At 39.0% G+C, this 24,151-nt stretch carries 21 protein-coding genes and 3 tRNA genes; 11 read left to right on the top strand and 13 right to left on the bottom strand.

Features of this window, described 5'->3' with window-relative positions:
- Positions 1-166: 166 nt before the first annotated feature.
- The 5 genes from M2R48_RS05185 to M2R48_RS05165 form a co-directional block, all read right to left on the bottom strand.
- Positions 167-595, bottom strand: coding sequence for a hypothetical protein (locus M2R48_RS05185; protein ID WP_262085303.1), 429 nt, complete (start codon positions 593-595; stop codon positions 167-169).
- Between the two features lie 149 nt (positions 596-744).
- Positions 745-1,590, bottom strand: coding sequence for a diaminopimelate epimerase (gene dapF, locus M2R48_RS05180; protein WP_004722412.1), 846 nt, complete (start codon positions 1,588-1,590; stop codon positions 745-747).
- A gap of 13 nt (positions 1,591-1,603) precedes the next feature.
- A complete protein-coding gene (gene lysA, locus M2R48_RS05175; RefSeq protein ID WP_262085302.1) occupies positions 1,604-2,848 on the bottom strand; it encodes a diaminopimelate decarboxylase in 1,245 nt (414 codons plus the stop codon).
- A 33-nt stretch (positions 2,849-2,881) separates the two neighbouring features.
- The gene (locus tag M2R48_RS05170) at positions 2,882-3,112 is read right to left on the bottom strand and encodes a hypothetical protein (protein ID WP_262085301.1); all 231 of its coding nucleotides are present in this window, start codon (positions 3,110-3,112) and stop codon (positions 2,882-2,884) included.
- A 155-nt stretch (positions 3,113-3,267) separates the two neighbouring features.
- Positions 3,268-4,668: an amino acid permease gene (locus M2R48_RS05165; protein ID WP_004819689.1), complete on the bottom strand. Its 1,401-nt coding sequence runs from the start codon at positions 4,666-4,668 to the stop codon at positions 3,268-3,270.
- A 279-nt stretch (positions 4,669-4,947) separates the two neighbouring features.
- Between M2R48_RS05165 and radA the strand changes: the two genes are divergently transcribed.
- From radA to M2R48_RS05150, 3 genes are all read left to right on the top strand, one after another.
- Entirely contained in the window at positions 4,948-6,333 is a 1,386-nt protein-coding gene (gene radA / locus M2R48_RS05160; RefSeq protein WP_004722416.1) for a DNA repair protein RadA, read from the top strand.
- 553 nt (positions 6,334-6,886) lie between these two features.
- The gene (locus tag M2R48_RS05155; RefSeq protein ID WP_262085299.1) at positions 6,887-7,888 is read left to right on the top strand and encodes a Tim44 domain-containing protein; all 1,002 of its coding nucleotides are present in this window, start codon (positions 6,887-6,889) and stop codon (positions 7,886-7,888) included.
- Between the two features lie 194 nt (positions 7,889-8,082).
- Positions 8,083-8,430 carry an EF-hand domain-containing protein gene (locus M2R48_RS05150; protein ID WP_239046229.1) on the top strand — a complete coding sequence of 116 codons (348 nt, stop codon included), beginning with the start codon at positions 8,083-8,085 and terminating at the stop codon, positions 8,428-8,430.
- A 194-nt stretch (positions 8,431-8,624) separates the two neighbouring features.
- Here M2R48_RS05150 and M2R48_RS05145 read toward each other — a convergent pair whose 3' ends face one another.
- Positions 8,625-9,800: a S1C family serine protease gene (locus M2R48_RS05145; RefSeq protein WP_004722420.1), complete on the bottom strand. Its 1,176-nt coding sequence runs from the start codon at positions 9,798-9,800 to the stop codon at positions 8,625-8,627.
- 171 nt (positions 9,801-9,971) lie between these two features.
- On the opposite strand from M2R48_RS05145, the gene M2R48_RS05140 reads away from it, so the two are divergent.
- From M2R48_RS05140 to M2R48_RS05115, 6 genes are all read left to right on the top strand, one after another.
- Positions 9,972-10,730: a Nif3-like dinuclear metal center hexameric protein gene (locus M2R48_RS05140; RefSeq protein WP_262085298.1), complete on the top strand. Its 759-nt coding sequence runs from the start codon at positions 9,972-9,974 to the stop codon at positions 10,728-10,730.
- A 220-nt stretch (positions 10,731-10,950) separates the two neighbouring features.
- On the top strand, positions 10,951-11,577 hold the full coding sequence (locus M2R48_RS05135; RefSeq protein ID WP_262085297.1) for a superoxide dismutase: 627 nt from the start codon (positions 10,951-10,953) through the stop codon (positions 11,575-11,577).
- A 360-nt stretch (positions 11,578-11,937) separates the two neighbouring features.
- Positions 11,938-12,013 (top strand) — tRNA-Asn (locus tag M2R48_RS05130).
- Positions 12,014-12,018: 5 nt separating this feature from the next.
- Positions 12,019-12,094, top strand: a tRNA-Asn gene (locus M2R48_RS05125).
- 242 nt (positions 12,095-12,336) lie between these two features.
- A tRNA-Asn gene (locus M2R48_RS05120) sits at positions 12,337-12,412 on the top strand.
- Positions 12,413-12,474: 62 nt separating this feature from the next.
- Entirely contained in the window at positions 12,475-12,924 is a 450-nt protein-coding gene (locus M2R48_RS05115; RefSeq protein ID WP_262085296.1) for a DUF2726 domain-containing protein, read from the top strand.
- Positions 12,925-12,969: 45 nt separating this feature from the next.
- On the opposite strand, the gene mgtE is transcribed toward M2R48_RS05115, so the two are convergent.
- A complete protein-coding gene (gene mgtE, locus M2R48_RS05110) occupies positions 12,970-14,307 on the bottom strand; it encodes a magnesium transporter (protein WP_262085295.1) in 1,338 nt (445 codons plus the stop codon).
- A gap of 167 nt (positions 14,308-14,474) precedes the next feature.
- On the bottom strand, positions 14,475-17,573 hold the full coding sequence (locus M2R48_RS05105) for a multidrug efflux RND transporter permease subunit (protein WP_262085294.1): 3,099 nt from the start codon (positions 17,571-17,573) through the stop codon (positions 14,475-14,477).
- Between the two features lie 273 nt (positions 17,574-17,846).
- Here M2R48_RS05105 and M2R48_RS05100 point away from each other — a divergent pair, with 273 nt between their 5' ends.
- Both M2R48_RS05100 and M2R48_RS05095 read left to right on the top strand, forming a co-directional pair.
- Positions 17,847-18,995: a glycerophosphodiester phosphodiesterase gene (locus M2R48_RS05100; RefSeq protein ID WP_262085292.1), complete on the top strand. Its 1,149-nt coding sequence runs from the start codon at positions 17,847-17,849 to the stop codon at positions 18,993-18,995.
- Between the two features lie 140 nt (positions 18,996-19,135).
- Positions 19,136-19,510 (top strand): diacylglycerol kinase, encoded by a 375-nt coding sequence (locus tag M2R48_RS05095; RefSeq protein ID WP_262085291.1) that lies wholly within the window; start codon positions 19,136-19,138, stop codon positions 19,508-19,510.
- Between the two features lie 213 nt (positions 19,511-19,723).
- Here M2R48_RS05095 and M2R48_RS05090 read toward each other — a convergent pair whose 3' ends face one another.
- The 5 genes from M2R48_RS05090 to M2R48_RS05070 all read right to left on the bottom strand — a co-directional run bounded on the left by M2R48_RS05090 (position 19,724) and on the right by M2R48_RS05070 (position 24,099).
- Complete coding sequence (locus M2R48_RS05090) at positions 19,724-20,062, bottom strand: hypothetical protein (RefSeq protein ID WP_262085288.1); 339 nt, start codon at positions 20,060-20,062, stop codon at positions 19,724-19,726.
- A 152-nt stretch (positions 20,063-20,214) separates the two neighbouring features.
- On the bottom strand, positions 20,215-21,849 hold the full coding sequence (gene groL / locus M2R48_RS05085; protein ID WP_004819670.1) for a chaperonin GroEL: 1,635 nt from the start codon (positions 21,847-21,849) through the stop codon (positions 20,215-20,217).
- Positions 21,850-21,927: 78 nt separating this feature from the next.
- Positions 21,928-22,218: a co-chaperone GroES gene (groES, locus tag M2R48_RS05080; protein ID WP_004722444.1), complete on the bottom strand. Its 291-nt coding sequence runs from the start codon at positions 22,216-22,218 to the stop codon at positions 21,928-21,930.
- 173 nt (positions 22,219-22,391) lie between these two features.
- Positions 22,392-23,180, bottom strand: a complete 789-nt coding sequence (locus M2R48_RS05075) for a metallophosphoesterase family protein (RefSeq protein ID WP_262085287.1) — start codon at positions 23,178-23,180, stop codon at positions 22,392-22,394.
- Entirely contained in the window at positions 23,161-24,099 is a 939-nt protein-coding gene (locus M2R48_RS05070) for a diacylglycerol/lipid kinase family protein (RefSeq protein WP_262085286.1), read from the bottom strand. Before M2R48_RS05070 ends, M2R48_RS05075 begins: the two co-directional genes overlap by 20 nt.
- Between the last annotated feature and the right edge of the window lie 52 nt (positions 24,100-24,151).

Here is a 24,151-nt window from a genome sequence, read left to right as displayed (position 1 = left end):
TATGCACGCTGTAAGTGTGGTTACTTAACGTCGATTTGGTCTCCAGACAGATCAACGTTAAAACACAGTCCTACCCATTTTGGACTGTGTTTTTTTATGGGTAAATTAGGGCTGATTACAAAAGCTTATCCCAGAAAAACGATCTATTGACTTAAAGCGTATAGATTTATGACCGGTTCTGCTGCCATTGTGCATATTTTTGACTAATCACGACTGCCATCAAATCATAATTATCCCATGTATCATCCACAGCATAGGTATCTGTCAAACCTTTAGCATCAACTAAGATTTCATCATAATCTTTAAAATATTCATGACTCTCATAATAGGCTTGGGTAAATTCAAAGCCTTGTTCATTTAAATCTTCTTCCCAAAATTTTTCATCACACATATTGATCAAAAACTGTCGTCCAGTCATTTGACGTGTACGTACTTGTTCTAATTCATCGGCACTTTCTTCTTGGTGAAACTCACCTTCCAATTGGTTATTGATAATCCAAGCTAAATAAATTCCAATATGTGTCCCACCATTTTCATATGGAAAGCCTGCTTGCTCTGCGGATTCGCCATGCCAATCAATACGATCTATTGCCATTATTTATTTTTCCTTGTGATTATTTATTGAGATCTTTAAACAGTATAAACACTTATTTTATATTTTTTAATCCAAAAACTAAGCCGTTAGAGATAAAAAAGCCCTGAAATTAATTCAGGGCTTTGCGCTAAGCTGTAAAATAAAGCAGATCAACCTTGGAAATAACGTAAATCTAAACGACCTTCATAAACGGTTGCAGTCGGCCCTGTCATCCAAACCACATCGCCTTCCTTCCATTCAATTTGTAATTTACCACCAGCCAACTCAATTTCGACATTATTGGCAAGTAAGCCACGACGCATTCCAGAGACTGCGGCTGCACAAGCGCCTGTACCACATGCCATCGTTTCGCCCACACCACGTTCGAATACACGTAAGCGCGCATGCTTTTCATCAACAATTTGCATAAAGCCTGCATTTACTCGTTGCGGAAAACGTGCATGTGCTTCCACTTGAGGACCAATTTTGGCAACATCTGCAGTTAAAACATCGGGAACGATTGTCACTGCATGTGGATTGCCCATATTGACCACATCAATGGTCAGCAATTCATTATCTTGCAATGCAATGTCATACAATGCATCTGGTTCTTCTGCAAGAAATGGAATCTCATTGGGTAAAAATTTTGGATAGCCCATGTTGACACGCACCCAACCATTTTCACCCAACTCAGGTTCAACAATACCAGCGCTGGTTTGAACTTTAAAACGTTTTTTATTGGTCAACTGACGTTCATAAACAAACCGTGCAAAACAACGTACGCCATTGCCGCATTGCTCTACTTCTGAACCATCAGCATTGAAAATACGGTATTTAAAATCAACATTGGGAAAATCTGGTGGTTCAACAATTAACAGTTGATCAAAACCAATCCCGAAATGACGATCAGCCAAACGGCGAATGGTCATTGCATCAAAAAATGCACGCTGGCTGATTAAATCAACCACCATAAAGTCATTGCCCAGACCATGCATTTTGGTAAATTCTAATAACATTTAAAATGGCTCCTTAAGGCAATAAGCTTTCATTTTCCCAAAGTGATTCAATGGTTTCTCGCTTACGAATCACATACGATTGGTCAGCATCGACCATGACTTCAGCAGCACGACCACGGCTGTTATAATTTGAACTCATAACAAAACCATACGCACCTGCGCCTAAAACAGCAAGATTGTCATTTTCCTGAATGGCAAGTTCACGTTCTTTACCGAGAAAATCTCCTGTTTCACAAATGGCACCCACGATATCCCAAGTTTTCGCTTCAATATCTGTACGCGATACCACAGCTTGAATGTCCATCCACGCTTGGTAAAGTGATGGACGAATCAAGTCATTCATTGCAGCATCAATAATTGCGAAATTACGATGATTGGTTGGTTTTAACAAATCAACTTTCGTCACCAATACTCCAGCATTTGCTGAAATACTCCGCCCCGGTTCCATATAGACTTTTAAGCCTAATTTCTCTAAAGCTGGACGCATTGCGTTGGCATATTCTGCAACACTTGGCGGTGTTTCATCTTTATAGGTCACCCCTAAACCGCCACCAATATCGATGTGTTTCAGCTGGATGCCCAATTCTTTTAATTTTGCAATCATCATAATGACGCGGTCAAGCGCATCTACGAAAGGTTGTGTTTCTGTTAATTGCGAACCAATGTGACAATCGATCCCAATCACATCAAGGTTGGGTAAAGACGCCGCATATTGATAGGTTTCAAAAACTGAATCTGATGGAATACCAAATTTATTTTCTTTTAGACCTGTCGAAATATAAGGATGGGTTTTCGCATCTACATCTGGGTTTACCCGTAACGAAATCGGAGCTTTTTTACCTAAACCTGCCGCAACTTTCTGGATACGATCAAGCTCAGCATGAGATTCCACATTGAAGCATGCAATCCCCACTTCTAGTGCTTTTTGAATATCTGCTTCTTGTTTGCCTAAACCTGAGAATACGATTTTTGTAGCATCTCCACCTGCGGCAAGGACTCGCGCAAGCTCACCACCTGTGACAATATCAAAGCCTGAGCCTAATTTTGCCAATAAATTCAATACCGCAAGATTTGAGTTTGACTTCACCGCAAAACAAATTTGATGATCGATAAAGCTAAATGCCTGATCCATATCCAAATAATGCTTTTCAAAAGTTGCCTTTGAATAAACATAAAGCGGTGTGCCATATTGCTGCGCGAGTTGATCTAAAGAACATTGCTCTGCATGCAATACCCCATGAATGCGGGAGAAACTCATGAATCTATCCTTTCAATGAAAGTGTAATTAGGTTTAGTTTGAAGTGGCTTGAGACGCTGGCACAGATTGATCTGCAATGGCTGTCTGATCTTGCACTTTTGCCTTGCTTTGGGCAGCTTTATTGGCATCTTTTGAATAGAGCAAATATTTGGCACGTTTGTCATAGTCTTGACTGTTTGCCAACTGCAAATTGCCTGATTGACCACAACCCACCAACACCACACTTGCTAAAACTAAACCGATGCCACAAATTGCAAAACGCATTTGTTCACCTATTTCCAAAATTTTCGTCAGTATACCTTATACCTTGAATCTAAAATATAGACCAAAGCGGAAGCCTTAAAGCTTAAAATGAGAATAAAAAAAACGCCAGTAAATTACTGACGTTTTCTTATCAATATCATTGAAATCGTTAATGACTATTTTTTCTTATAAAAACAGAAATAACCAATCGCAAGGATAATGAGCCAGATCGGACTGACCATCAATGATTTCATTGTATCTGGTTCTAATGCAAGAATACCAATCGTACCAACAAAGAAAATGATCACGATATAACAAGTAATCGGTCCACCAGGTAATTTAAACACTGATTTTGCATGAAGTTCTGGGCGTGTTTTGTAGTACACCAAGTAACTCCACAAAATAATGATCCATACCAAGATAAACAAGATCGTGGACAGCGTAGTTGCTAAAGTAAATGCTTCGACTGTGTTTGGAACGAAATATTGTAATGCCGCACCACCCAATAGACATACACCAGAGAAATACAAAGCATTCGCTGGAACTGCGCGTTTATTTAACAGACCAAATGCTTTAGGACCTTGATCTTCGCGAGAAAGACCAAACAGCATACGACTTGTTGAGAATACACCACTGTTCATTGAAGACATTACAGAAGAAAGGACCACCAAGTTCATAATGATTGCAGCCGCAGCAATTCCCGCTTGACTAAACAAGTTCACAAATGGGCTAACTTTAGGATCAATCATATTCCATGGTGTAACTGACATAACAATCACTAACGCCAATACATAGAAGAAAATAATACGGATTGGAATTGAGTTAACTGCTTTAGGTAAGTTCTTCTCTGGATCTTTGGTTTCTGCTGCGGTGGTACCAACAAGCTCAACACCGACAAAAGCAAATATGGCAATTTGGAAGCCTGCTAAGAATCCCTCAAAGCCTTTCGGGAACATTCCCCCATGATCCCAAAGATGAGTAAATGACGCCACTTGACCTGTTGCCGCCGAAGTAAAGCCAGTAAAAATCATCCAGAAACCCACCAAAATTAACACCACAATGGCAATAATTTTGATCAGTGCAAACCAGAATTCCAATTCACCAAACAGTTTTACTGTGACTAAGTTCAACCCTAAAATAAAGAAGATTGCGGCAACACTGATCATTGCCCCTTCAGTTGGGGTAAAGGGCACCCCATTATTGAAGAACTGTAAGTAATAGATAATTGCAGATAAATCTGCGATACCAATAGTGATCCAGCACAGCCAATAAGTCCATCCGACAAAATAGCCGGCCCATGGTCCGATCAAATCTGTTGAAAAATCAATAAATGACTTGTATTGCAAGTTTGAAAGTAACAGTTCACCAAGCGCACGCATGACGAAAAAAACCATCAAACCAATGATCATGTAAATAAATAATATGGATGGTCCCGCAAGACTGATCGTCTTCCCTGAACCCATAAATAAGCCTGTACCAATCGCACCACCAATTGCAATTAATTGTAGATGACGATTCGATAAACTTCTTGCTAGTTCACCTGTTTCCGCAGAAGAACTGAGGTTTTCATTTGACATTGTTATATTCTTCTCTCAGATTTCGTTGTACAAAAGTAGCTTAAAACAAAAAAAATAAAAAAGCCTTTTTCAATGAATACTTAAAATATCTAAGTTTTTTCATCTTTTAGCTTATTTAATAGTCAAACGACTATCCCTTACCTTTCTTATTTTTACCGTTCCTTCGATTTGCAGTTTACGTGCCAAAATAGTTTTTGGCGAGATGTTAAGCAAAAAATTGTATTTCAATGGCGCTATTGGTACATTCAGCACATCATTCAAAAGGTGAACGCACTCAAAATGGGCAAAGTCAAAACTGTTTATCGTTGCGAACAATGTGGTACAGACCATCCAAAATGGGCAGGTCAATGTTCAGACTGTGGTGAATGGAATTCTCTGACTGAAGTGCGAATTGAACCTGTCGTATCACATCGTGCCAAACCTATGGGCGGTGGGTATGCAGGACAAGCGGCCAATGTCACCTTGCTTAACCAGATTACCGTGTCCAATGAAACACGTTTAGCTACGGGTATAGGCGAGTTTGACCGAGTACTTGGTGGTGGTTTAGTCACAGGTTCTGTCGTCCTAATCGGGGGTGACCCCGGTATTGGTAAATCAACGATTCTGTTGCAAACCGCAACACATATGGCTGCTGCGAAGAATTCAGCACTCTATGTCACAGGGGAAGAATCACTTTCACAAGTGGCTTTACGTGCCAATCGCCTTGACTTAGCTACCGATAAATTACAAGTTATGGCAGAGACGTGTGTAGAACGAATTTGTGATACCCTCGCACAATTGCGCCCTGCTGTTGCCATTCTTGACTCAATCCAAACCTTATATACCGAAACCTTACAATCTGCTCCCGGCGGTGTTTCGCAAATTCGTGAGTCAGCAGCACTATTGACTCGATTTGCAAAAAATAGTGGTACAGCGTTATTTCTTGTTGGTCATGTCACCAAAGAAGGTGCCTTGGCAGGTCCACGTGTGCTTGAACATATGGTCGATTGCGTACTGTATTTTGAAGGGCAATCTGACTCCCGTTACCGTATGATTCGTGCTGTCAAAAACCGTTTTGGTGCAGTCAATGAACTTGGTGTATTTGGCATGACAGATAAGGGCTTAAAAGAAGTCGCCAATCCGTCTGCCATCTTTTTAAGTCGTTATGATGAAGCGATTCCCGGTTCAGTGGTGATGATCAGTCGTGAAGGTACACGTCCATTATTGGTTGAAGTTCAAGCACTGGTTGATGACGCACATGGACAACCACGACGGGTCGCGCTGGGTTTAGAACAAAACCGCTTAAATATGTTGCTTGCGGTCATGCATCGTCATGGTGGTGTACAGACCTCTGGACAGGACGTTTATGTCAATGTCGTGGGTGGCTTAAAAATTACCGAAACAGGCTCTGATCTTGCGGTACTTTTGGCCTGTGCTTCAAGTTTACGCTCTAAAGCTTTACCACAACAATTGGCTGTGTTTGGTGAAGTGGGATTATCGGGTGAAATACGCCCTGTTCCCAATGGACAAGAACGCTTAAAAGAAGCCATAAAACATGGTTTTAAATACATCATCGTACCTAGAGGCAATGCACCACAAAAGCCTATTGCAGGTGTACAAATTATTGCAGTGGCTCGACTGCATGAAGCATTAACAGAAGCCATGCAATTGAGTGATGAAGTCTAAGCATCCCATTTATAAAATAGGACCAAGCTTTACAAGGAAGTAAGCTTGCTTTGTTAGATGGCTTAAATAAAATTTGCCTCTTCTCCCTCATTAAATGAACCCTCACAGATCCAATAAAAATTAAATCTCTGACTAAAGTTAAAACAACAGTTTTGCTTTAATCATTTTTATAACGGATTGATCGATCGATATTTATTCAAATAATTTAAAGGTAAAGGCTGGGTACTACACGCTATAAATTATCCATTAAATCATGAGAATTTTTAACATAAATTGCCACACTAAATTTATATATCACAGCACAATTCCACCGATATGATAAAAGCCTTTTTAAATTGATAGTTTTAATTATTTCAATAGATTAGAAAATCCGTATTGGACTTTAAAAGCCCAGCAATATATTCGTTATGTTTATGTGAATATATGTGCAAATAAATCTTAAAAACATTGAAATTCTCTTAAAAAGACTGCATAAAGAGAACTATGAAAAGCAATTACAGTAATGTGCTTGCACTCATATTCATCAACATATTTTTTAATATAGGTAGATTCAATGGAAGTTCGACAGCGCGGCTTGGTCGCAGGTATTTTAATGGCAACTTTGGCTGTAGCACCTTTGGCTGAAGCAAAACGTGCAGGTGGTGGTAAAAGCCATGGCATGAGCCGTTCTTCGAGTTCAAGTCAGTCTTATTCTCAACCTCGACAAGTTACGCCTGCTCAACAACCAACGCCTGCTCAACCTGGTCAACAAAAATCAGGTTCTGGTGTAGGTAAAATGGTTGCTGCTGGTGTTGCAGGTGCAGCAGTAGGTGCGATTGCGGCAAATGCAATGGCTGATGATCATAATGGTAATGCCCAAGCACAAACCAATGATGCTGAATTAGCGAAACAACAAGCAGCTGCTCAACAAGAAGAGAAAAAAGGTGGAATTCCAAGCTGGATCTGGTTAATCCTGATCGCAGGTGCTGCATTCTTCTTGTTCCGTAAATTCGGCGCAAAAAAAAAATTAGCCAGCAATAACCCATATGCACCAAATAGCACAGGTCCAACATCTGCGCCATTTGGGCAAAACAATACGGCACGTAGTTCAAACGACGCGACCAATATTTTTGGTCAGTCTGTCAATGGTGGTACTGCAACACAAGCATCGTTTGGCGCAGCGTCAATGCAAAGTGGCAATCAACTTCCAGATGGAACTGAACCTGCTGCTTTCTTACGTGTTGCTCGTCAACGCTTTAACCATATTCAGTCAATGAACTCAGTGAGCAATATTGCTGAAATTCAACGCTATTTAACAGCTGATCTTTATCAGTCAATGTACAGCGATATCATGGCAAACCAAGATCAAGATGTGGCTGAGTTTTCAAACTTAAATGCATTGGTATTGGATAGTGCAACAGAAAATGGACAATACGTGGTGAGTGTTCGTTTTACTGGCACTGTCAGCGAAGACTTAAATAGTCAACCTGTACCGTTCTCAGAAGTATGGCACTTTGTTAAACCAGCAGGGTCTACTCAAGATTGGTTAGTTGCTGGAATTCAACAAGAAAGTTAATTGAATAGCATTTTATTGCAATAAAAACAGTGCTTCGGCACTGTTTTTTTTGTTTTAAAAATACAGTAGATATTGATGATTTTCTATCGAATAGATTGAATCAAGACGGAAATAGTTTTGTTGAGATGCAACCATTCGTTTAAAATCACTTTGTCTTTATAATCAAAGCTAATTAAAAAAATGGGATAAAACAAATGAATAAAATAATCTATAGTCTAATTCTCAGTTGCAGCGCACTTTCAAGCTTTAGCTTTGCCTGTGATCCAGCTTCTTTAGACTGGGAGAAGTTTCATAAGACCTATGATTTAAATAAGAATGATACCTTTGAACTCAATGAGTTCTTAAAAGTCAAAGACTTTGATCCACTCCCATGGCCAGATGACAGACAGTTTCAAGGCAAAGATAAAAACATTAAATTATTTAAATTCTTAGATAAAAATAAAGATGCAAAGCTCTCAGATGAAGAAGTTGGTGCAATCCATAGCCTATTACCTAATCCTTGTGCCAATTGGCCTGATAAAGCTTGGTGGAAATTTTGGTAAGTGAACATTCAACATATATACCCTAAACTGTTTTTGCTTTTTTAATTCATTTAATCATACATGCAGTCGTTATCGCTTACCGATATGAATCAACAACTACGAACACTCTATTCGCCAACATTGATAAAGTCATTCAAATACGTAATCTCAAATAAAAAAGCCCTGATTCATCAGGGCTAAAATTTTCGCGATATTTAACGTCGTGGTAAAGGGATAAATTGTGAGTCAGCACTTTGAACTTTACGCTCACCCACTTTAACCGTGAGATTGACGGTTTGTTCGCCACGGATGACTTCAACTTGAATATCGGTATTCGGTGCTTGGAGCGCAACATAATTAATTAAATGTGAGGTTGAAGTAATATCTTCATTATTCACTTTAACAATACGATCGCCCACTTTAATCCCCGCTTCCGCCGCAGGACCTTTTTTCAATACATCAGCAACCACAACACCTGGTTGACGCGGTTGTAATACATCCGCTTGCGTTGGGGGAACTAAGCTAATGCCCATCCATCCACGAATCACACGACCATCTTTTAAAATCGAATTTAAAATTTGCTGACAGATTTTGGCAGGAATGGCAAAGCCAATCCCCAACGAACCACCTGACTGTGAGAAGATTGCAGTATTAACACCAATCAAATTCCCAGCCACATCAATCAATGCACCACCCGAATTACCTGGGTTAATGGCTGCATCAGTCTGAATAAAGTCTTCGTAAGTATTGATACCGAGATCAGAACGACCTGTCGCAGAGATAATCCCCTGCGTTACCGTTTGCCCGACACCAAAGGGGTTTCCTATTGCCAACACAACATCACCGACTTCATTGCCACTCAATTTAAATGGCAAGACAGGTAATTCTTTCAATTCAATTTTGATCACAGCCAAATCTGTATCAGGATCCGTTCCGATTACAGTGGCTTCTGCACGGCGACCATCTTGCAAGGCAACAACGATTTGATCTGCTTGAGCAATCACATGGTTATTTGTCAAAATATAACCATCTGGACGCACAATCACTCCAGAACCTAAACTGTTTTCATTCTGGTTTTGATTTTGTTCAGGGATCTGATTTCCAAAGAACTCTCTAAACGCAGGATCATTGAGCAATGGATGATTTTGTTTTACTTTTTGAGTGGTAAAAATATTGACCACTGCTGGTGCTGCAACCTTAACAGCAGCACTATAGGACACTACACCACCCGTTCGAGATGTATTGACCAAAGGCTCAACTTTCTCAGCAGGCATCTTCACACCATCAGCAGCAATCGGTGCTTTGGGCTGTTGAAGTTTTTGCCAAACCACAAAACAAATAATAACCAGTATCAGTAAAACCCAAGGGAGCCAAGTAAATGAACGCCGCACGTTTTTATTCCTCTAAGAATTTTTTAATTCATTGATGCAAAAGCAATTTGTATATTGTAAAGCAAATCAATCAAGAAACATAAAAAACACAAAGAGTTTTGTTCAGCTTTAGTTACAATTTAAAATATGTTTTGATGTTCTTAACACACTTCATTTAAATAAAGGTTATTCATGGCTTTACTCAAAGATATCATCCAGTGGTGTGATCAAACCTTAAAATCACATGAATTTAAAGATTACGCACCCAATGGATTACAAATCGAAGGACGATCTGAAGTAAAAAAAATCCTGTGTGCAGTCACCGCATCACAGGATGCGATTGACGCAGCGATTGCACAACAAGCAGATCTGCTCTTGGTTCATCATGGCTATTTCTGGAAAGGTGAACCCTATCCAATCACAGGCATGCGTGGCAAACGAATCAAAGCATTAATCCAAAATGATATTTCACTTGTTGGATACCACCTCCCCTTGGATTCGCATCCAACTCTGGGGAATAATGCAATGATTGCCAAAATCCTTGGGCTGGAAAACATTGAAGCTTTAGACCCAAGCGAACGCAATCCGATTGGTAATATTGGTTATTTAAAAAACCAGATCTCACCAGAAGATTTTAAACACATTCTTACTGAAAAATTAGGCTTTGATACTATTCATCTCAATGCAGAAAAATCATTGATTCAAAAAGTCGGCTTCTGTACAGGTGGAGCACAGGATTTTATTGGCAAAGCGGCAGCGATGAATTGTGATGCCTATATTTCAGGTGAAGTCAGCGAGCGTACTTTTTATGAAGCCAAAGAGTTAGATGTGCATTACTATGCATGTGGTCACCATGCAACAGAGCGCTATGGTGTTCAACAACTTGCTCAAGCGATCGCTGAACAGTTCAATATTGATGCTATTTATTTCGAACTCAACAACCCGATTTAAGCGCTATCCTAAAAAAAGTAGCGTATTTTTTGGCAAATATTGCTCTGCCGATTAGACACTTTTCCATAAAAATGCGATGTACTTTTTAGATTTTCTATATACGTATTAAATCGAAATAAATTGTGTATTGTTATTTAACATCTTGCACAATTGTTGAAAGAATCCATTACAATAAAGCCACTTAATGTTAAAACCCAGCTAAATGCAAGGAATTTAAAACATGACAACCATTACTTTACCTGCTTTACCATACGGCTATGAAGATCTTGCGCCGCACATCAGCAAAGAAACTTTAGAATTCCATCATGACAAGCACCACAATACTTATGTTGTAAACTTAAACAACTTAATCAAGGGTACTGATCTTGAAGGTAAAACTTTAGAAGAGATCATTATTGCTGTTGCTGGCGATGCTTCTAAAGCAGGTGTATTCAACAACGCTGCACAAGTTTGGAACCACACATTCTACTGGAACTGTATGGCTAAAAACGGTGGCGGTAAAGCAACTGGCGCTTTAGCTGCTAAAATTGATGAAGCTTTCGGTTCTTACGAAAAATTCGCTGAAGAATTCGCTGCTGCTGCAACAACTCAATTCGGTTCAGGTTGGGCTTGGTTAGTTGCTGATAAAGTAAATGGCGAGCTTTCTATTCTTAAAACTTCAAATGCAGATACTCCACTTGCACATGGCAAAGTAGCAGTACTTACAATTGACGTTTGGGAACATGCTTATTACATCGACTTCCGTAATGCTCGTCCTAAATACATTTCGACTTTCTTAGAAAGCCTTGTAAACTGGGACTATGCAAACGCGAAATATGCCGGTCAAGCAGCTGGTGTTGAAAAATAAGATCTCAGCATTTTATTTTTGTAAAAAGGCCATTCTTTTTAGAATGGCTTTTTTATGCGATTTAATTTTTTTCAATTCAAATATGATCAATCCTAGTTACACAGTAAAAGCAGATCCAATAAAAATTTTTTATAGTTATGCGATGCTTAGCGCCATTCAGATCCTATGCACTCTTCTGCAACTGCAATAAAATTTAACCACTTATAATCATTTGATCTCGATTAAAGAGCTGGAAAACTTTAAAAATAATCAATATATATACAAACTCTTTAAATTCGGACAATAAAAAAACATTTAAGCCTTTTTTCTTATCATTTCACTTGACCACTTTGGCTTTCATCCATAAAATGCGCATCAGATTCTCCAATAGCTCAGTCGGTAGAGCGACGGACTGTTAATCCGCAGGTCCCTGGTTCGAGCCCAGGTTGGAGAGCCATCTATTCTTCCATAGCTCAGTCGGTAGAGCGACGGACTGTTAATCCGCAGGTCCCTGGTTCGAGCCCAGGTGGAAGAGCCAGATTCTAAAAAGCCCACTCATAATGAAGTGGGCTTTTTTATATCTTTATTTTCTATAAAGAAAAGATTTAAGCGCTTTTCGGCTTACACCTAAATTTTAGAACGCTTAAAACAACTTTGCTTTTATTCAGATTTACTTTTATTCAGAATGATCAAATATTTAGCAAATAATGCTTTTTTATGATGAATTTAACAATTTTTCCTTGACCCATTCCCATTTCATCCCTAAAATGCGTTCCAGATTCTCCAATAGCTCAGTCGGTAGAGCGACGGACTGTTAATCCGCAGGTCCCTGGTTCGAGCCCAGGTTGGAGAGCCAAATTTTAAAAACCCACTCATGATTGAGTGGGTTTTTTCTTGTCTATACGATACCGATCGCTTATGTCTCTCGATTTACATCAAATTTTATTTTTATTGATTGGCAGTATCGCAACCATTGCTTTATTGCTTGCCAGCTTTGGTCAGTATTTATTTCGAAATAAACATTATTATGCAAAACGTGTGATCACCCCTTTTGAACAGAAAATGTTTTTCCGTTTAAATGAAGCCTTTCCACAACATCATGTACTTGCACAAGTCGCGTTTAGCGCATTAATTGATTGTAATCAATTTAAATTGCGTTCCAAATTCAATCGCAAAGTGACCGACTTTGTCCTACTCGACAAACAGCTTGAAGTGATTGCTATTATTGAACTTGATGATCCCAGTCACCTTGGCAAAGAACATATCGATGCACAACGTGACGAGATGTTAGAACAAGCAGGTTATCAGGTATATCGCTATACCGATATTCCCAGTTGTCGAGATTTAAGAAAAGACATTGCTGATTAAACATGATCAGTCAAGCATTTTTAAAGCTTACCATTCAGCCATGTCTTATAAAATAATCGATGCAATACATAAGTAAACGATAACGCCTGTTGCATCGCAAATCGAAGTTACTAAGGGTGCCGAAGCACTTGCTGGATCCAGTTTTAAACGATTCAGTATAAATGGCAGACTCATTCCTATTAAGCAACCCATCAATACTATACCCATCATACTTAAAGCTAAAACCAAAGCGACCATTGCATCGCCTCTAAAGTAGCCAAGAATGGACACAGCAATTGCCATTGTTCCGCCCAAACATAAACCGACCAAGCTTTCACGCCCAATCAGATACATCCAATCTTTTAAATGTACATCACCCGTTGCCAATGCCCGTACCATTAACGTGGCCGATTGTGAGCCAGCATTCCCGCCACTCCCGACCAAAAGCGGCAAAAAGAATACCAGCACAATATTCTTTGCGATAATATCTTCAAAATGCGCAATCCCGAATCCAGACAATAAGCTGCCAAAAACCAAAATCACCAACCAAAATACCCGTTTTTTATACAGGTAATGAATCGGCGCTGTCTTAATACTCATTTTAGGAGACGATGAGACTGCACTGGATTTTAAAAAGTCTTCTGTGGCTTCTTCTGTTACGACATCCATGGCATCATCATAAGTAACAATACCTAAAAGCCTTTGTTGCTCATCAACAATTGGCAGCGCAATAAAGTCATAATAATGCAGCTTCTCTGCAATGTTTTCTTGGTCTTCATTAACGTCCCCAACAATCAAATCCGTACTCATGACTTCAGCAATGGTTTGCTCGGGCTCAGCAAGAATAATTTCACGTAAGGACACAACCCCAAGTAACTTGCCTTGTGCATTGACCACATAAATCAAATAGACCGTTTCACGATCTGTGGCAATTGCCCTGATCTGCTTGATGGCTTGTGTCATGTTCAAATCAGGTGACAATGTCACATAATCTGAACTCATGATTGCACCAGCAGACTCTTCTGGGTATCTGGCTAAATGTTGGATCTGCTGTTGTATTTCAGGGCTTAAATCGGCATAAACAGCTTGCTGTAATGCATAAGGCAAGTACTTAAATAAATCTGTACGATCGTCCGAGTGCATCTCAGAAATGATATTGACCAGTATCTGTTTTGGTAAATGTTCAGAAATTTTAAGTTGTTGTTCGAGTGATAAAAACTCAAGAATATAGGCAGCATTGGGCAAATACTCCACCAATGTCAGCTGTTCATTTAAAGATAAGTCTGCCAAAATTTTTGCGATATCGGCGTCATTGATTTGTTCAAATTGTTTTTCAATGAGATCAAATTGATGGTTTTGAATGGCTTTTTCTATTTCTGAAACGAGCGCCAAAGAAAATTGCATAGGATGATCCAAATTCCATCAAACTTTTGCCACATGTTGGACTGCAATCCCACGAAAATAAAGATGTTTTTTGTTGTGAAACATATTTTAAAAATTCTGGATGACTTGAAGCTTGCTCAATCTTCATCAAAGAACATTGAGCAAGCAAAACTCATCAATCAACACCCTTACTCAGAGGGTACTTTTGATTTAAAAATTGAACGAACCAGCACATACATAAATGGGATAAACAGCAAAACTAAAACTGTTCCGAAGACCACCCCACCCAATACGCTTACCCCTATTTCTTGACGGCTGGCAGCACCTGCACCAAATGCAACAACCAATGGAATAATCCCCGCACCAAAGGCCAAGGATGTCATCAGAATTGGACGTAACCGCAACCCTGCGCCTTCTAATGCAGCAGCAATCGCTGTTTTACCTTTTTCCTGTGATAGTGCCGCAAACTCAACAATCAAAATCGCATTTTTACACGACAAACCAATTGTGGTCAGCAATGCAATTTGAAAGTAAATATCGTTTGGAAAACCCGCCAATTTACTAAAAATAATATTGCCTCCAATCCCCAAAGGAATTGCCGCAATCACAGCAGTTGGAATCGACCAGCTTTCATATAAGGCTGCGAGGCAAAGGAAAATAAAGCCGATCGAAATCAAATACAGTAACCCTGCTTGGCTACTTGATTTTTGTTCTTCAAATGACAAGCCACTCCATGCAACATCAATTCCATCTTGTTGACTGATCAAGGTCTGAATATCTTTCATGGCTTGACCCGAACTGGTATGTGCCGCTGCATTGGCTTCCATTTGCAAGGCGGTATAACCTTGGAAACGATTCACCACATCTGGCCCACCTTCCCAGCGCGTTGTTGCGAAATTGCTAAATGGCACCATTTGGTTTTGTGCATTACGCACCGTCCATACTTGTAGATCTTCAGGCTTAGAACGAAACTCTGCATCGCCCTGCATCATCACCCGTTTAATTCGTCCACGATCAATAAAGTCATTCACATAAGAGCCACCCCATGCTGCTGACAAAGTATTGTTAATCGCGGTTTGACTCAGCCCATTTGCCAATGCCAATTTTTGATTAACATCAACTTTTAACTTAGATTTATCGGGATTGGATTTTTTATCCAGATTTTCAAAGGATTGGAACTGTTTGGCTTGTGCCTGCAATGTTGTGAATTGTTGGTCTAAATATTTCCGTCCTTGACCGTTAATATCCTGAATCCAAAATTCTAAACTATCACTATCCCCCAAACCATTTACAGAAGCAGGCAAACTGACTGTAATCCGAGCATTGCGATCTTGACTAAAATACTTTGTCGCACGTTCACGAATTGCTTGCGCAGAATTTTGTGTACCTGAGCGATCATCCCAATGCTTTAACGCCACAAAGCCTGTTCCTAAATTTTGCCCTGTACCTGAAAAATTACGCCCATAACGAATCAAGACAATATCAACATTTTGTTTTTCATGCTCAAGGAAATATTTTCGAATATTTTCCCCAACCACCTGACTACTCGACATCGGTGCACCATCAGCTAAACGGAACTGTACACTCAACATGCCCTGATCTTCACTTGGAATAAAACTGGTGGGTAAAGCCCGATAGATCAGTGAAAATACAGCAATCAAAGCCACAAAAATCGTCAAAATTACCCATTTCAAATTTAAGGTCTTTTGAATCAGGCGAATATAACCTTGTCTTAGATTTTCGAGTTTAAGATTAAACCAAGTGGCCCAACGCATAGGTTTAGGATTGGGTTTTAAAATAATGGCACAGAGTGCTGGGGTTAGGATCAATGCAACCAACAATGACAAGGCCATTGCCGCTACTAAGGTGATGGAGAATTGACGATAAATTACACCTGTCGAACCTGTAAAGAACGCCATCGGAATAAATACCGCCGTCAAAACCACGGTAATCCCAATCAAAGCTCCTGTCATTTCCTGCATAGACTCGATAGATGCCTGTTTTGCAGTTAAGCCCTGCTCATGCATCAAACGTTCAACATTTTCCACCACCACAATAGCATCATCGACCAGTAGACCAATTGCCAACACCAAGGCAAATAAAGTCAATGTATTAATACTCATACCGAGCACATTGAGTACCGCAAAGGTCCCTAAAATCACAATTGGTACAGTAATGGTTGGAACCAGCGTAGCACGCCAGCTTTGTAGGAAAATAAACATGACCAGAACCACCAATACGATGGCTTCTAATAAAGTTTTGACCACCTCTTTAATCGATTCTTGTACAAACGGCGTGTTATCTCGTGGATAAACAATTTTATAGCCTTGTGGCAGTTTTTCAGAAATCTTTGCCAATTCGGCTTTAATTAATGCAGAGGTTGCTAAAGCGTTTGCACCTGAAGATAAAGAAATCCCCATGCCCGATGAAGGGTAACCATTAATGGTATTAAACGACTGATAATTTTCTGCACCCAATTCAATACGCGCCACATCTTTTAAATAGATATAGCTACCATCGGTATTGGATTTAACAATAATATTTTTAAATTCGTCGACTGTTCTTAAACGTGAACCTGCGGTAACTTTTGCATTTAAATATTGGTCAGCGGTTACAGGTAAATCCCCGACACCACCAGCAGCAACCTGTGTATTCTGTGCTTCTATTGCTGTACGAATATCACTCGGCATCAATTGATATTGACGCAGTAAATTCGGATTCAGCCAAATTCGCATGGCGTATTGAGAGCCGAAAACATCAACTTCACCAATCCCTTCAATCCGTGATATTTCTTGTTCTATATGATCAGATAAATAGTCACCTAATTCGATATTGTTACTTTTACCTGTTTCATCATACAAGCCCACCACCATAAAGGTATCGCCAAGTGATTTATTCACCGTTACACCTTGACGCTGTACATCATCTGGTAAGCGGTTGAGTACACCATTGATACTATTTTGGACTTGGACTTGTGCGGTATCTGGATCCGTTCCGTTTTCAAAACTGATACTAATTCTGGCACGACCCGATGAGTCACTGCTCGAACTAAAATACAGCAGGTTGTCGATCCCTTTAATTTGCTGCTCTAAAACCTGAGTAACACTCTCTTCAACAGTTTCAGCATCTGCACCTGTATAGGTTGTAGAAACTGTAATCCTTGGCGGAGCAATATCTGGATATCGCTCTATCGGTAAATTCAAGACTGAAAATACGCCTAAAGCCATGACAATAATTGCAAGTACACAGGCAAAAATAGGACGTTGAATAAAAAATTTTGAGAGCATCAGAGTAGGTTCTGCGTCAAAGGATTGAGGTAAAGTTGTTGTAGCAATTAAATCGACTTTATATGGATATTCTGTGACTTAAACTAAAAACTCAAGGAAAAATAACAGAAAAGCGAATGATAAGTTTAAATATGAAGAAACTATGAAGAATTTTTTTCTTCTAGGCATCAATCAACCAAAAGTATTTCATTAATTTTTCATCTTGATGTCATCACAGTGTCAATTTAATAACATAAGCTATGCACAGTTTCCATATAAGAATTTGAGAAAAATATGATTAAAAATACTGGGTTAATGATCAGTATTATGGCGCTATTAACCGCTTGTAATGATGACGATAAAAAATCAGAAAACGTCACACCAGAATATAAAGAACCTAAAATCATTATTGTTGGTCACCGAGGGGCGAGTGCTTTACGCCCTGAACATACCCTTGAGAGTTATCAAAAAGCCATTGATGATGGTGCTGATTTTATTGAGCCAGATTTGGTATCGACCAAAGATGGCGTATTGGTTGCACGTCATGAAAATGAAATTGGTGGCACAACCAATGTCAGCACATTCAGCCAATTTGCAGATCGCAAGAAAACAAAAATCATCGATGGGACATCATTAACGGGATGGTTTACAGAAGACTTTACTTTAAGTGAGTTAAATCAACTTAAAGCCCGCGAGCGTATTCCAGCATTACGCCCAAACAATACCCAATACAATGATCAGTTAAATATCCCTACCCTTGAGCAAATTATTGAACTGGCGGAAAAGAATTATAAAAAAACCGGTAAAGTGGTTGGGCTCTACATCGAAACCAAGCACCCAACATATTTTCAAAAATTAAATTTAGCCATGGAAGACCCATTGCTGAAGACTTTGGCAAAGTACCAATATAGCCGTGAAATTGCACCGATTTATCTACAGTCTTTTGAAGTCAATAATTTAAAGTATTTTAAGGAGCAATTGACAGCGCATAAAAGCTTAAAGCATGCCAAAATCATTCAGCTTTATGATGATAAGAAAATCAGTCCAGCAGATTATGCCGCTCAAGGGATTAAAACCACCTATGGCGATATGGCAACAGCACAAGGTTTAAAAGACGTCGCCAAATATGCCGATGGTGTTGGACCATGGAAACCGTATATTTTTAATGATAGCTATACTGCACCCTCTTCTTTCGTTACCGATGCGCATGCGGTGAATTTAAAAGTCCATCCATATACTTTCCGTCCTGAAAATAACTTCCTTGCCAGCAATTTAAAATGTAGTACAGCTGAAGCAGATGCAGCCAAGCGTTGTGAAGCTGGCGCAAACAAAGAATATGAGATGTATTTTAAAGCTGGTGTAGATGGTGTATTTACCGATGATCCTGGTTTAGGTCGTAAAGCTTTGGATGCGTACTGGAAAGCCAATCCAAATAGCAAGTAATACTCAGTTCATTAAAAAAATTAAGCAAACGATTCAAATGTTTGCTTAATTTTTTCTAAACTTGGTGTTTTTTGTTTAAAATTAATCCCAATTTAAGTTTAGAATAATACACTACTTAAAAACTTTAGCTGCTTTGATTTATGAGTGATTATTCTCCATTTAAGGGTACGACGGGTTTCAAACGCATTCTCAATGCAACAGGCTATTCTTTAGCAGGATTTAAAGCTGCATATCAAAATGAAGCTGCTTTCCGTCAAATTGTTTGGATTAATGTCGTTTTAATTCCAATTACTTTTTTCGTCGATGTCTCTTCTGTTGAACAGGCCGTGATGATTGCTGTGTGCTTATTGGCAATCATTGTAGAATTGTTTAATTCAGCATTAGAAGCTGTGGTTGATCGTGTTTCTTTAGAACGCCATCCACTGTCAAAAAATGCTAAAGATATGGGAAGTGCTGCACAGTTCGTAGCTCAAGCAATTATTTTCTTTACCTGGGTCATTATTCTTTTTAGATAAGTTATTATTTTTAGATCAAATAATCTTTTTAGCTAAGTATTCTTTTAAGAAAAATTAGAAAGAATATTGACATTCCACCGCAGGTAAAATGTCAATTCATAAAAATTGATAACAGCCTAATTTTGCTTTGCTGCGCTAATTCAGTCTAAGCACCGCAATATTTTAACTCGAACAACGCACTTTTAGCTTAAAATTATTTCTATAAAGAATTGATTAAAGAGAAGGTTTTGGAATTGGAATATTCTTGTCAATTTTGTCAGGTCGATTGAGTTGCATAGAACAATTACTATATCCCCATTTGGTGACCTTACCTTGTTCAAGCATAAATTTCCTTGTACACGCATTCCAGCCATCATTATATGAAATAATTTTTGCACCATTTGGGAGTGCATAGCTTCTATACGGTGGTCCCCATTTACTGATCAGTTTTTCTTCTGTACTCCCCACCCAAGACTGCATCAAATCATTTCTTGTTTCGAGTCTTTGCCCCATGATACTTAAACATCCTGTTAGCATCTGGCTGATTGCAATAATGAAGATTAATCTTTTCATTTTAGTTCTCCTCAGTTTTCGTGTTGTATTTATATTTACCGAACAGTACAAAAGCATAATAAAAAACACACAAAAAGACAAGAATGAAACAACTTGCATAAAAAATCCTCGCATAAAGCGAGGATTTTTTATGATCTAAGTTCGAAACGATATTACATCATTCCGCCCATACCACCCATGCCGCCCATATCAGGCATAGCAGGTTTGTCTTCTGGGATATCAGTAATCATACATTCAGTTGTTAACATCAAACCAGCAACAGATGCAGCGTGCTCAAGAGCAGAACGCGTTACTTTAGCAGGGTCAAGGATACCCATTTCTAACATATCGCCATATTGTGAAGTTGCAGCATTGTAACCAAAGTTACCTTCACCGCTCTTCACTGCATTGATCACAACTGATGGTTCATCGCCAGCGTTAGACACGATTTGACGAAGTGGCGCTTCAATCGCACGACGAAGGATGTTCACACCTACAGTTTGGTCATCATTTGCACCAACAAGGCCGTCAAGTACTTTAGCTGCACGTACCAACGCAACACCACCACCTGCAACAACACCTTCTTCAACCGCAGCACGCGTTGCATGAAGCGCATCGTCTACACGGTCTTTCTTCTCTTTCATTTCAACTTCAGTTGCAGCACCAATTTTGATTACGGCAACACCGCCAGCGAGTTTAGCTACGCGCTCTTGAAGTTTTTCTTTATCGTATTCAGATGTTGATTCTTCGATTTGAGCACGAATTTGAGTTACACGTTCAGCAATTTGATTTGCATCACCAGCACCATCAACAATCACAGTATTTTCTTTAGAAATCGTGATTTTATGTGCAGTACCTAAATCTTGAAGCGTTGCTTGTTCTAAAGACATGCCCACTTCTTCAGAAATCACAGTAGCGCCTGTCAAGATCGCGATATCTTGAAGCATTGCTTTACGACGATCACCAAAACCAGGTGCTTTAACCGCACATACTTTGATGATACCGCGCATGTTGTTTACAACCAGTGTTGCAAGTGCTTCACCCTCAACATCTTCAGCGATGATCAGTAATGGTTTACCTGTTTTTGCAACAGCTTCTAAAACTGTAATCAATTCACGGATATTACCAATTTTCTTATCAACAAGAAGAATGAATGGATTTTCAAGTTCAGCAGTCAAAGTATCTTGTTTATTTGCAAAGTATGGGCTGATATAACCACGATCAAACTGCATACCTTCTACAACATCAAGCGCATCTTCAAAGCCTGAACCTTCTTCAACAGTAATCACGCCTTCTTTACCAACGCGTTCCATTGCTTGCGCAATCAACTTACCAACTGTTTCATCAGAGTTTGCAGAAATCGAACCGACTTGTTCAATTGCTTTAGTATCAGAAGCTGGTTTAGCAGTTGCTTTGATATTTTCAACAACAGCTCTAACAGCAAGGTCGATACCACGTTTCAAATCCATTGGGTTCATACCCGCAGTAACTGATTTGATCCCTTCATTTAAAATCGCTTGAGCAAGTACAGTTGCAGTTGTTGTACCATCACCTGCGATATCATTGGTTTTTGAAGAAACTTCACGAACCAATTGCGCACCCATGTTTTCGAATTTGTCTTTTAAAGAAATTTCTTTAGCAACAGTTACACCATCTTTAGTGATGTGTGGTGCACCGAAAGAACGATCAATAACCACGTTACGACCTTTAGGGCCTAAAGTTACTTTTACTGCATCTGCAAGTACGTTTACACCCGCGATCATTTTTGAACGCGCTGAATCACCAAATTTTACGTCTTTAGCTGACATACTAAACTCCAGATATCTTTATAAATTTTAAATTTTGACCAATATGTTTGGATGAAAACCCATCTCAACAGCAGAAGATTAACCTTCCAATACCGCTAAAATGTCAGATTCTTTCATCACAAGAAGTTCTTCACCATCAACTTTAACTTTAGTACCTGCATAAGCACCAAACAGTACGTTATCGCCAACTTTAACGTCTAAAGCGCGTACACCGTTATCAGTGATTTTGCCATTACCTACAGCAAGAATTTCACCTTGAGCAGGCTGTTCAGCTGCAGAAGTACTTAAAATCAAACCACCTGCTGTTTTAGTTTCTTTTTCAACACGGCGGATCACAACGTTGTCATGTAAAGGACGAATCTTGCTCATTTCTAACTCCATAGACATTTTAAAATGTCATTGATTACTCAGCGAAGATGACTTCTTATTCCTAGGTCATCGACAAAATATTTGTATGTCACATTTGTGGGGATGGAAATAAACGCTTCAAGGGGAAAACGAAAAAAAATTTATTTAATTTGTATGTTTTTTCTTCTTTTGTATCAAATCATGTCTAATTCAGAATTTTTTACCGCAGTTTTGGCAATAAATTCCTGTAATTGTTCATCAAAAAAATAATGTTCAAAGCGCCCATCTTGGTGAATCACATTAAAGCTATTGGGTATATTTTTATGCAAACGTCGAGAAACTGCTGTACCCGCATGAACCTCATAAACTGGTTGTTTTAAATTTAGCGCAAAGGCTTGATTCAGGTCATAGACCGCAACTAAATGCAAATGACCGTGCAATAAAGCATACAGTTGATGTTGTCCCCATTCTTTAATGGCAAACTGCCCTAAAGCCGGACAATCTTTTAAGTGATGGTCTTCATTTGAGGTATAAAAAGGTTGATGACTAACGATTATTTTTAATTTATTTTTTGGTGCATTGGTCAACAACTGATTTACATTTTGAATTTGCTCAAATGAAATATGTCCGCGTGTATGATAACGGCGACGAATACTGTTCATGCCAATTAGATAAAACTGCTCTGTAAATAAGGTGCGTTCTAAACTGCCAAAGAACAGTTGATATAAGCCAAATGGTCTAAAGGCACGATTCCAAACATGATACAAAGGAATATCATGGTTGCCAGGCACCACAAAATAAGGGATGTTTAGTGATTCTAAAAACTGCTTACATGCATAGAATTCTTTAAATTTAGCACGTTGAGTTAAATCACCGCTCACCACAACCACTTCTGGTTTATGCACAGCACAAAACTTTTGAATCGCCCGTATACACTCTGGACGCTCAGTACCAAAATGTAGATCAGACAGATGCAATAACATGCGGCACCATAATTTTTAAAGCATTTTTTTCTACGTGTAAGGTTAACGGGGTCATCATTGAAACAATTTCTCCATCGACAGCAACGGTCAGTTTAGGCTTTTTTGAATAGACAATGACTTTTTGTGCACCAAAACTATACACATCGGAAGCGTTTTCCAATTTTCCACGAATGGTTTGAAACAAGGTTTTAAATAAAGTGGCTTTATCTCCTTTGGCGATCACCACACCGGCAATCTCCCCCACCTCTGCACATTTCGAAATTTTTAAATTTAATTCTTTTAATTGCAGTTGATTATTACCAAAAAAAATCAGTGGTGTTTTTACAGGATACTTTTGCCCATCTACTTCGATCTCTAATTTGAGTTCTTTACGATCACGAATCAGGACATCCAAACCAGACGTATACGCATTTAAAGGAAAGCGTCCAAACCGACGATTATATTCTTCGCGTTTTTTAATAAACAAAGGATATAGACCTAAACTGGCATTATTTAAATAAATTTGATCATTGATACAGGCCACATGTGAGGCGCGCGGCTCCCCTGTGGCAATCACATTGGCTGCCTCTAAAATATTCAAAGGAATATGTAGAACACGCGCCACATAATTAAAAGTACCCAAAGGTAGTATTCCCATAGGAATTTTTTGCTTTAACATTTGCGAGGCGACTGCATTCAACGTACCATCACCACCAGCAGCGACAATGACACCACAATCTGAGTATTGTGCATGACGTTGAAAGATTTTTTGCATCAGGGTTTTTATATCAGGCTCTGAACCAATATCAAAAACTTGAATTTCAAAACCATGTGAGGTCCAGATGGTCATGAGTTTTTCATAAATATCATCTTTCTGATTGGCATGAAAACCTGACTTTTCATTGTAAATCATTGAAAGAGGCTTGAGTTCTGTGTCCATAAGCTTGATTATTTTGAAGTATTTGCACTAATTTCGTCGATTTTCTAAACAA

The sequence above is a fragment of the Acinetobacter sp. I-MWF genome, from assembly GCF_025433935.1.
GTDB classification, from domain to species: Bacteria; Pseudomonadota; Gammaproteobacteria; order Pseudomonadales; family Moraxellaceae; genus Acinetobacter; species Acinetobacter guillouiae.
Note: the sequence above shows the minus strand (reverse complement) of the source record. Positions and strands in the feature narration are given on the sequence as shown.